Annotated in this window: 4 protein-coding genes; 3 read left to right on the top strand and 1 reads right to left on the bottom strand. The window is 30.4% G+C overall.

The features are described from left to right. On the top strand, positions 1-1371 hold a 1371-nt coding region (locus EAI80_RS12605), incomplete at its 5' end, for an MATE family efflux transporter (RefSeq protein WP_129982317.1). A 7-nt stretch (positions 1372-1378) separates the two neighbouring features. Here the strand turns inward: EAI80_RS12605 and EAI80_RS12600 are convergent. Continuing rightward, on the bottom strand, positions 1379-1684 hold the full coding sequence (locus tag EAI80_RS12600) for a hypothetical protein (protein WP_129982316.1): 306 nt from the start codon (positions 1682-1684) through the stop codon (positions 1379-1381). A gap of 175 nt (positions 1685-1859) precedes the next feature. On the opposite strand from EAI80_RS12600, the gene EAI80_RS12595 reads away from it, so the two are divergent. Both EAI80_RS12595 and EAI80_RS12590 read left to right on the top strand, forming a co-directional pair. Next, on the top strand, positions 1860-2267 hold the full coding sequence (locus EAI80_RS12595; protein ID WP_129982315.1) for a hypothetical protein: 408 nt from the start codon (positions 1860-1862) through the stop codon (positions 2265-2267). A 156-nt stretch (positions 2268-2423) separates the two neighbouring features. Beyond that, positions 2424-2735, top strand: coding sequence for a transcriptional regulator (locus EAI80_RS12590; RefSeq protein WP_022424485.1), 312 nt, complete (start codon positions 2424-2426; stop codon positions 2733-2735). The last annotated feature ends 179 nt before the right edge of the window (positions 2736-2914 follow it).

Here is a 2914-nt window from a genome sequence, read left to right as displayed (position 1 = left end):
CACTATAGTTTTGGTGGATTTGAGTTTGGTTATATATTTGTGTCCGCGCAACGAAGGCGCGGGGAAATGGAGGAAATTATGAAACAAAGATTTATTAAATATATATGTTTAAGCATATTAGGAGAAATGGCTATATCGTTTTATATACTTGCTGATACATTCTTTATTGCCCAGGGAATAGGGGATAAAGGACTCACTGCATTGAATCTTGCGATACCTGTATTTAATTTTATTTATGGGATAGGACTCATGTTAGGAATAGGATCTGGTATTAGATTATCTATTTTGAAAATAGATCACAAGCATGATGAAATCAATCAGGTATTTGATCATACAGTGCTTTTAGGACTTGTAATAGGAGTACTTTTCATGATTACAGGAGTATTATACAGTCCTTCTCTTGCAAGAATGCTAGGAGCCAATGATGCGGTATTACAAGATACAGTCATTTATCTAAGAACTATTATGATATTTACACCTGCCTTTATCTTCAATAATGCGCTCAATGCATTAGTAAGAAATGATAACAATCCCGCTCTTGCGACAACAGCTATGATTGTAGCTTCACTGATGAATGTTGTACTAGACTATGTATTTATATTCTTATGTCATATGGGAATGTTTGGAGCTGTTTTTGCGACTTGTCTTGCACCTTTGATTGGCTTAAGTATTCTCTCTTTACACTTCATTAAAAAGAAGAATACATTCCATCCCGTTCAGCTTCATTTTCAGTTCTCTATGATTAAAAGAATTATTAAACTAGGTTTTCCTTCTATGTTGATAGAGATATCAAGTGGTTTAGTTGTTCTTCTTTTTAATACACTTATATTAAAGATTACAGGTAATATAGGTGTTGCTGCTTATGGTGTTGTATGTAATATATGGCTTGTATGTGTTGCAATATTTAATGGTCTTGCAAATGGTATGCAGCCTCTTACTAGTGAATCATATGGTTCTCATGATACAAAGAATCTTATTATGTTAAGAAGAATGACTCTTACTATCTCTTTATTAATATCTTTTACAATTTACTTAACAGTCTTCATAAACTCCTCTATGATCACTTCTCTATTCAATAAGACAAACAATCCAACATTATATACACTAGCAATAGAAGGCTTTAAAATCATGTTTATTGGCTTATTCTTTGCAGGGGTAAACATTGTCTTAACGACATACTTTACTTCAATAGAAAGCGCTAAAATAGCTTCTACACTTATTCTATTGCGTGGTGTAGTTCTTATCGTACCTGCATCTATTATTCTTTCACAATTAGGTATGAAAGGAATCTGGGCTTCATTACCACTATCTGAAATCATGACTACATGTGTAGGACTTACATATCTCAAACTTAAAAGAGCGATTGACTAAACCGCTCTTAAATTCTTTTTCTTAATATTATATAGAGTATGATTGAAAGAAGAGGAATAAGAAGATACATTCCAACTATGATGAACATATTAGAAAGAGTACTAAAGGCTTTTGTCTGTTCATATAACATCATAGACATAGATATTGTGCTATAATGGAGTATCGATATCGCAATGACTTCTACACCTATAAGTAGATAAAATAACTTAGACATCTTTGCCTTTATTAATAGGAATGTAAGGAATAATGATACAATCAATAATGGTAGAAGCTTAAGAAATAAGCTGCTATAAAGAGTTTGAGAAACATTCATAATATTCACCTGCACTTTCGTTTATGTTTTTCCTCTACAATTATTATATGAATTATTTAAGAAGGAGTAAACATATATCACTATTTAGAAAAAAAGTCTATTTATATGTAGAAGTTACAGGAGTCTTGTAACTTACATTAAAATAGATTAAAATACATATAAAAGGGGAATCACTATGAAAGAAACGACTAAATCAATTATCTATGGGGCAACTCCTATAGCACTTTATATCATACAAACTTCATCAACAGAATATGTACAGAAGTTCCAGCATGCACTCACATTACTTACACAGGATCAGAATTATTCTACTGCTATTTCTTTTTCCATTATCTCAAATATCTTAATTGCGATATGTTTTATTCTTATGTTTGTGATGGCAACCAAGAATAATGTCACTAAGCTCATCAGTGCTGTTTATGCTATAGTAGGTCTATTCCTTCTCTTTGACCAATATACTGCCACTATTCAGAATCATCTTTATACAAATGTGATTACACAATTCACATATAATAATATTTCTTTGATTGTGATAACGACAGTAATTATGATTTATAATCTCTATAACCTTCTAAAAAAATAGAAATCAGTGATGATTTCTATTTTTTTATAGCCCATAACCTTTAAATTTATTGATATAAATTATATAATTATTATATATGATGAAAAATATACTAAACAACTAGGAATTAATGCATGTTGGTAATGCTGATTCTATTGATGCTAGGGAGGAAATCTAATGGAAAACGTTATGAACAATACATCAAAGGTATTTGAATCGCACATAAGAATTCAAATGATTGCCAGTTTAAGTGTTGAAGATCTCACTTATAAACAGATGAAAGAGATTCTAGGTTGTACAGACGGGAATATGACAACACATACTAAAAAGCTAATTCAAGAAGGATTTATGGAAGTGAGAAAGGAATTTGTAAATAATAGACCACAGACAACTTATCATTTGACTGATGAAGGTAGAACACAGTTTGAAGAGTATGTAGCTTTATTGAATAAATTAGTAGAAGAGGGAAAAAATGCACAGAAAGTCTGATTTTTATCAGATTTTCTTTTTTTTCTTTTTGGATAGTATATAATAAAGTTGTAGTGATAAGTAGTAAAGATAGTCATATAGTTCATGATCATATTAACAGGAGGAAAGTGTGAAACAAAAATCAATCAAAACGTATAAAAAAAGACAAACTTAAAAACAAGTTTGAATAATTTAGAAAA

It is taken from the genome of Catenibacterium sp. co_0103 (genome assembly GCF_004168205.1).
GTDB classification, from domain to species: domain Bacteria; phylum Bacillota_I; class Bacilli_A; order Erysipelotrichales; family Coprobacillaceae; genus Catenibacterium; species Catenibacterium mitsuoka_A.
This window is presented reverse-complemented; position numbering and strand designations above follow the sequence as displayed.

Bases quoted from the DNA above. Each gene is read 5' to 3' on its own strand.
- EAI80_RS12595 (WP_129982315.1), top strand. From the start codon at position 1,860: ATGAAAGAAACGACTAAATCAATTATCTATGGGGCAACTCCTATAGCA.
- EAI80_RS12600 (WP_129982316.1), bottom strand. From the start codon at position 1,684: ATGAATGTTTCTCAAACTCTTTATAGCAGCTTATTTCTTAAGCTTCTA.
- EAI80_RS12590 (WP_022424485.1), top strand. From the start codon at position 2,424: ATGGAAAACGTTATGAACAATACATCAAAGGTATTTGAATCGCACATA.